The following is a 6358-nucleotide window of genomic DNA, read 5'->3' as shown; positions in this document are numbered from 1 at the left end:
TGCCGCTATGACGGGGTCATGCATGATTCATGCACTGGCTTTTAGCACACTGTTGAGTTCTCAAGAAACGGACGCGACCACCATCACCCGAAACCCTTTAACAGGTCCCGCACTCCGGGGCGTTTCACCGTTTTGTTTTTCTTTTGTCCTGCTGGTCTTAATTCTTCCCGACCGGCTCTTCCGTGTCAAATCCGCCCCACCGGGACCTAATTTGACCCGAAACCCGCCAACCGACAGGAATTCGACCACCCCGTTTCCGGGGCAACCCCTCTAACTTACCCGAACCCCCAGCCCGACGCAAAACCACCGAACCAGAAAGATCGAAAAGCACGAGAAGCCACCGGCAACAAGCCCGCACACGGCAAGACAACCACCGAAGTGATCGAAGAGAAGTGCGCCGAACCGCGCCGACACCAGAAGATTACCAGGGTCCGGCACCGCCATGACCCGACTCGAAACGAACGCCTGGAGCCCCGGATGTATTCCGCCACCTCGCGCCCGGGGCAGGTGGGCTCGCGAGTCGCCGGCCACGGCTCCCTTGTCCCCCAGCCCGGTTATCCACAGGCCTCGGTGAGGAGGCTGGGCGGGACCATGGCGAACATAGACTTTGGCGGGTGAGCGACATGCCGCCTGTGGCGAAGAAGGTTCCCCTGGAGCGCGCGCATCACGGTGACACCGTGGTCGACGAGTATGCGTGGCTGCTCAAGAAGGACGACCCCGACACGATCGCGTACCTGGAGGCGGAGAACGCCTACACCCAGGAGATGACCGGTCACCTGCAGGACCTCCAGGAGAGCATCTTCAAGGAGATCAAGGGCAGGACGCTGGAGACCGACCTGTCGGTGCCCACCCGCAAGGGCGCCTGGTGGTACTACTCGCGGACCGAAGAGGGCAAGCAGTACGGCATCCAGTGCCGCGTGGCCGCCGACGGCGACAGCCCGCCGCAACTGGAGCCGGGCACGTCTCTCCCGGGCGAGCAGGTGATTCTGGACGGCAACCAGCTCGCCGGCGACAGCCCCTTCTTCTCCATGGGCACCAGCTCGATCAGCCCCGACGGCACGAGGCTCGCCTACTCGACCGACTTCTCCGGAGACGAGCGCTTCACTCTCCGGTTCAAGGATCTGGAGACGGGCGAACTGCTCCCGGACGAGATTCCGGGGGTCTTCTACGGCGGCGCCTGGTCGGCCGACGGCTCCACGTTCTTCTACACGACGGTGGACGAGGCGTGGCGTCCGTACCGGATTCACCGGCACACGCTCGGCTCGACCGATGACGTCGTCGTTCACCAGGAGGACGACGAGCGCTTCTGGGTCGGCATCGGGTTGACTCGCAGCCAGCGCTATCTGGTGCTGACCTCGGGCAGCAAGATCACCAGCGAGGTCCGGGTTCTCGACGCGGGCACCCCTGAAGGCGAGTTCGCAGTCGTGCGGCCCCGGCAGAGCGGCGTGGAGTACGGGCTGGAGCACGCGGGCGACCGCTTCCTCATCCTCCACAACGACGGCGCGGTGAACTTCGAGCTCGCCACCGCCCCCATCGACGATCCGGGGAGCTGGACTCCGCTGATCGCGCACCGGGACGACACGCGCCTGCTCGACGTGGACGCGTTCAAGGACTACATCAGCGTCCACTTCCGCCGTGACGGTCTCACGGGTGTCCGGATCCTGCCGGGCGACGGCGGCGAGCCGTACGAGATCTCCTTCCCCGAGCCGCTGTACGACGTCGCGCCGACCGGCAACGCGGAGTTCGAGACCGGCCGGCTGCGTCTCAGCTACACGTCCATGGTCACTCCGCCGTCGGTGTACGACTACGACCTGCGCTCGCGTGAACTGATCCTGCTCAAGCAGAGGGCGGTCCTCGGCGGTTACGACCCGGCCGACTACGAGCAGTTCCGCGAGTGGGCCACCGCCCCGGACGGCACCAGGGTCCCGATCTCGATCGTGGTCCGGAAGGACACGAACCGGCCCGCTCCCACCCTGCTTTACGGCTACGGCAGCTACGAGTCGTCCATCGACCCCTACTTCTCGGTGGCCCGGCTCTCGCTGCTGGACCGGGGGTTCGTGTTCGCGATCGCCCACGTGCGCGGGGGCGGCGAGATGGGCCGCCGGTGGTACGAGGACGGCAAGCTGACCAGGAAGAAGAACAGCTTCACCGACTTCGTGGCGTCCGCGCGGCATCTGAAGGCCGGGGGATGGTCCGGCGAGATCATCGCCAGGGGCGGTTCGGCCGGTGGTCTGCTCGTGGGCGCGGTCGCCAACCTGGCGCCGGAGGAGTTCGCGGGGATCGTCGCCGAGGTCCCGTTCGTGGACGCGCTGAACACGATCCTCGACCCGTCGCTGCCGCTCACGGTGACCGAGTGGGACGAGTGGGGCGACCCGCTGCACGACCCCGAGGTCTACGCGTACATGAAGACCTACTCGCCCTACGAGAACGTCGACGGCCGGCCATACCCGCCGATCCTGGCGACCACCAGCCTCAACGACACGCGGGTGCTCTACCACGAGCCGGCCAAGTGGATGGCCCGGCTCCGCGCCGTCGCGCAGGGCGGCCCGTTCTTGTTGAAGACCGAGATGGGCGCCGGCCACGGAGGCCGCAGCGGCCGTTACGACGCCTGGCGTGAGGAGGCGTTCGCGCTCTCCTGGATCCTCGACCGAGTTGGAGTGACCGAGTGAGCTACGTGGCTGCCGAGGGCCGATACGGGCCCATGCCGTACAACCGGACCGGACGGAGCGGGCTGAGGCTGCCCGCGATGTCGCTCGGGTTGTGGCACAACTTCGGCGACGACAAGCCGATCGAAACGCAGCGGGCCATCCTCCGCCGAGCCTTCGACCGCGGGGTCACCCACTTCGACCTTGCCAACAACTACGGCCCGCCGTACGGGTCCGCGGAGATCAACTTCGGGCACCTCTACCAGCAGGACTTCGCCAGGTACCGTGACGAGCTGGTGATCTCCACCAAGGCGGGGTACGACATGTGGCCCGGTCCGTACGGCAACTGGGGATCGCGCAAGTATCTGCTCGCCAGCCTCGACCAGTCGCTGAAGCGGATGGGCCTGGACCACGTGGACATCTTCTACAGCCACCGCTTCGATCCGGAGACGCCCCTGGAGGAGACCATGGGCGCGCTCGCCCACGCGGTCCGCTCGGGCAAGGCGCTCTACGCGGGCATCTCGTCCTACTCCCCGGAGCGGACCCGGCAGGCCGCGGCGATCCTGCGGGACATGGGCACGCCGCTGCTCATCCACCAGCCCTCCTACTCGATGCTCAACCGGTGGATCGAAAGCGGGCTGCTCGACGTGCTGGAGGAGGAGGGCGCCGGCTGCATCGCGTTCTCCCCGCTGGCGCAGGGCATGCTGACCAACCGCTATCTGGCCGGCATTCCGAAGGACTCGCGGGCGGCCCAGGGCAAGTCGCTCGATCCGTCCCTGCTGAGGGAGGAGAGCCTGCGCCATGTCCGGCGGCTCGACGAGATCGCCGGGCAACGCGGGCAGTCGCTGGCGCAGATGGCCCTGGCCTGGGCGCTTCGCGATCCGCGGGTGACATCGGTCCTGATCGGCGCGAGCAGCGTCGAGCAACTCGACGACAGCCTCGACGCGATCAACCGGCTCGACTTCACGCAGGACGAGCTGAATGCGATCGACAAGGACGCGGTCGAGTGCGGGATCAATCTCTGGGCCGCTTCCAGCGCGGAATGAGCGTCCACACGTCCCGGCGCACCGGCCGGTGCGCCGGCGTCGCGGCGTGTGGCTCAGGCCAGTGACCCCGGAGCTCCCGCGCTCACGACCCTGAGCCCACGCTCGCAAGCTCAGGGTCGTGCGCCCCAGGCTCATGGCTCTGGTGCCTGTGCGCCGGAGCACAAGCACCAGGCACCAGGCACAGGGCACACAGGCACACGGCACACAGGCACACGGCGCCTGAGGCGCCGGCCCCACCGCACGCCGGTCCCACCACACGGCTCAGAGGGCGTTCTGACGCTGGAGGTAGGCGAAGGAGGCCCAGCCGGGCAGGACGGGAAGCCAGAACGTCATCAGCCGGAACAGCAGCACGGCCGAGGTGGCGATGGGACCCGGCACCCCGGCGACCTGGAGGCCGAGCGACAGGGCGTACTCCACCGCGCCGAGGCCGCCGGGCGTCGGAGCGGCCGAGCCGATGGCGTTGCCGGCCAGGAACACCACCGCGACGGCCGTGTAGCTGGCCTTGCCGCCGAACGCCTGGACGCACGCCTCAAGGCAGATCACGAAACTGAGAGTGAGCAGCAGCGTTCCGCCCACGGCCTCGACCATCTTCTTGGGTGACTGCACGACGTCGAGCAGCCGTGGGATCACCCCGGAGAACATGGCACGCAGGCGGGTGGTCAGCAAGCGGCGCAGCGGCCCCACGGCCAGCACGATCAGGAAGAGCACCGCGATGCCGAGTAACACGACGAGCAGGCCCCGAGACGGGGTGAGGGACGGAGCGGCCTGCGTTCCGGTGAGGTAGCCGAACAGCAGCAGCAGCATGATGTGCATGGCCAGGCCGATGAGCTGCGAAGCCCCCACACTGGTCACCGCCGCCGCCGGCGGGACGCCTCGTTTCTGCAGGTAGCGGGTGTTGAGGGCGACGCCGCCGACCGCGGCGGGCGCGACGAGCTTCACGAACGACGCGGCGAGCTGGGCCAGGACCGTGCGGCCGAGCGGCAGCGGCTCGGGCACGAACCCACGCAGCATGATCGCCGCCGCGACGTAGCTGAAGGCGCCGGCGACCAGCGCGACGCCGCTCCACGCCCAGTTCGCCGTGGTGATCACACTGATCAGGTTGACCCGGCTGAGCTGGGTGAGCAGCAGGTAGGCGCCGAGCGTGCTGACGAGGATCGTCACCAGCGTCCGGGGACGGAACCGTTCGAGCCGCACCTCTTCGACCTCGACCTGCGGCTTCAGCGCGGTGATCTGCTCGCGGATGGCGGGCAGGAGCTTCCTGTCCCGCCGCGCGGCCGTCCGGGTGTCCCGGCTCAGCGCGATGCGCTGGAGCAGCGGCATCGCCCCGGCCAGCGTGTTCTCCCCCAGGACCTTCGCCGCCGACCCGACGGAGCGCTCGGCTCCCACGCGGGTGCCGAGGTAGGCGAGGAGCTGGGCGATGTCGAGCCGCAGCAGCAGGTCGCCTGCCGCGATCTCCCCACTGCGGGCGTCCACGAGGTAGACGTTCCGATGGGCGTCGACGTGGATGCTCTCGCCGGTGAGGTGCCGGTGGGCCAGGCGCTGCGCGTGCAGCAGCCGGACCTGCTCCCACATCCGCTCCAGCAACTCGTCGTCGAAGTCCTCGTCGAGGAGGTCGCTCACCGGCCGGGTGTCCACGTGTTCGTAGGCGAGCAGCGCGGCCTCGGTGCCGACCTCACTCGTGCCGAGCAGGCGCGGCAGTCGCACCCCGGCGGCCTGCGCGGCGTACGCCATCAGGGCCTCGCGCTCCAGCTCGGCCCGCAGCGAGCGGATGGCCCTGCGCCGGGTCTCGTTGTTGAGCAGGAAACGCCGCCACAGCCGGTAGACGACGCCCGCCACCTGCCGGTCGCGATCGAGCACGGTCACGTCGATCCGCCGCTCGTCGGCGAGGCCGACCAGATAGCGGCGGCTGCCCGAGCTGTCGTCCTCCACTCGCCTGGCGCCGACCGGCGTGAAACCGAGCCTGCGCAGCGCCGCCAGCACGGCGCTGCCGGGCGGCCTGGTGTTCGCGCTGCCGATGCCGTAGAGCGTGCCGAACCCGACGGCGAGGCCGACGACGTACGTCATGATCACGCCGAGCGCGGTGACCTTGGTGGCGGTGAACAGCGCGAACACGTCGAGGGCCAGCGCGACCCACATGAGTGCCCGCCAGTGCGGGCGCCGGCTCATCCGCACGGCCGTGGCGTACGCGATGGCGGGGGTGAGGACGGTGTTGAGCGGCTCAACGTCCCTGCCGCCGGTGAGCAGCTGCACCAGGTCGGCGGGGCCTGCCTCGACCAGCCACTCGTCCAGCGCGTACGACACCAGCAGGGCGAGGATCGCGGCGATCAGCCCCTGGGTGACGCGCATGCCGTCGCGGTGGAAGACCCGCTCGACGGCGAACGCGACCGGGACGATCAGCACGGCGACGCCGCCCAGCAGCCCGGCGGCGGCCGACAGCACCTCGGGGGCGCGGCCGGTGCCCGCCTGGACGTCGGTCTCCAGGCCGTTCAGCGTGCGCTGCAGGGCCAGGGCCATCAGGGTGACGGCGACGAGGGCCAGCAGCGTGAGCAGGAACCGCAGCGCGTCGGAAGGACGGCGGATCCGCTGCGGCAGCAGAGGCTCGACGACGAGGACAGCTCCTTGGCCAGGAGTGTCCAGCGTTAGGTCCTGCTCCTTGATGCCTCTCAC

At 68.9% G+C, this 6358-nt stretch carries 3 protein-coding genes; 2 read left to right on the top strand and 1 reads right to left on the bottom strand.

Going from position 1 to position 6358, the window contains the following annotated elements:
• The first annotated feature begins 623 nt into the window (after positions 1–623).
• Both FLX07_RS27880 and mgrA read left to right on the top strand, forming a co-directional pair.
• Positions 624–2669: a S9 family peptidase gene (locus FLX07_RS27880; RefSeq protein WP_142574660.1), complete on the top strand. Its 2046-nt coding sequence runs from the start codon at positions 624–626 to the stop codon at positions 2667–2669.
• Positions 2666–3691 carry an L-glyceraldehyde 3-phosphate reductase gene (mgrA, locus tag FLX07_RS27875; protein ID WP_142574639.1) on the top strand — a complete coding sequence of 342 codons (1026 nt, stop codon included), beginning with the start codon at positions 2666–2668 and terminating at the stop codon, positions 3689–3691. The genes FLX07_RS27880 and mgrA overlap by 4 nt, the downstream gene beginning before the upstream one ends.
• Before the next feature lie 261 nt (positions 3692–3952).
• Here mgrA and FLX07_RS27870 read toward each other — a convergent pair whose 3' ends face one another.
• Positions 3953–6358, bottom strand: coding sequence for a lysylphosphatidylglycerol synthase transmembrane domain-containing protein (locus FLX07_RS27870; RefSeq protein WP_229689917.1), 2406 nt, complete (start codon positions 6356–6358; stop codon positions 3953–3955).

It is taken from the genome of Microbispora bryophytorum (assembly GCF_006874465.1).
Lineage (GTDB): Bacteria > Actinomycetota > Actinomycetes > Streptosporangiales > Streptosporangiaceae > Microbispora > Microbispora bryophytorum.
This window is presented reverse-complemented; position numbering and strand designations above follow the sequence as displayed.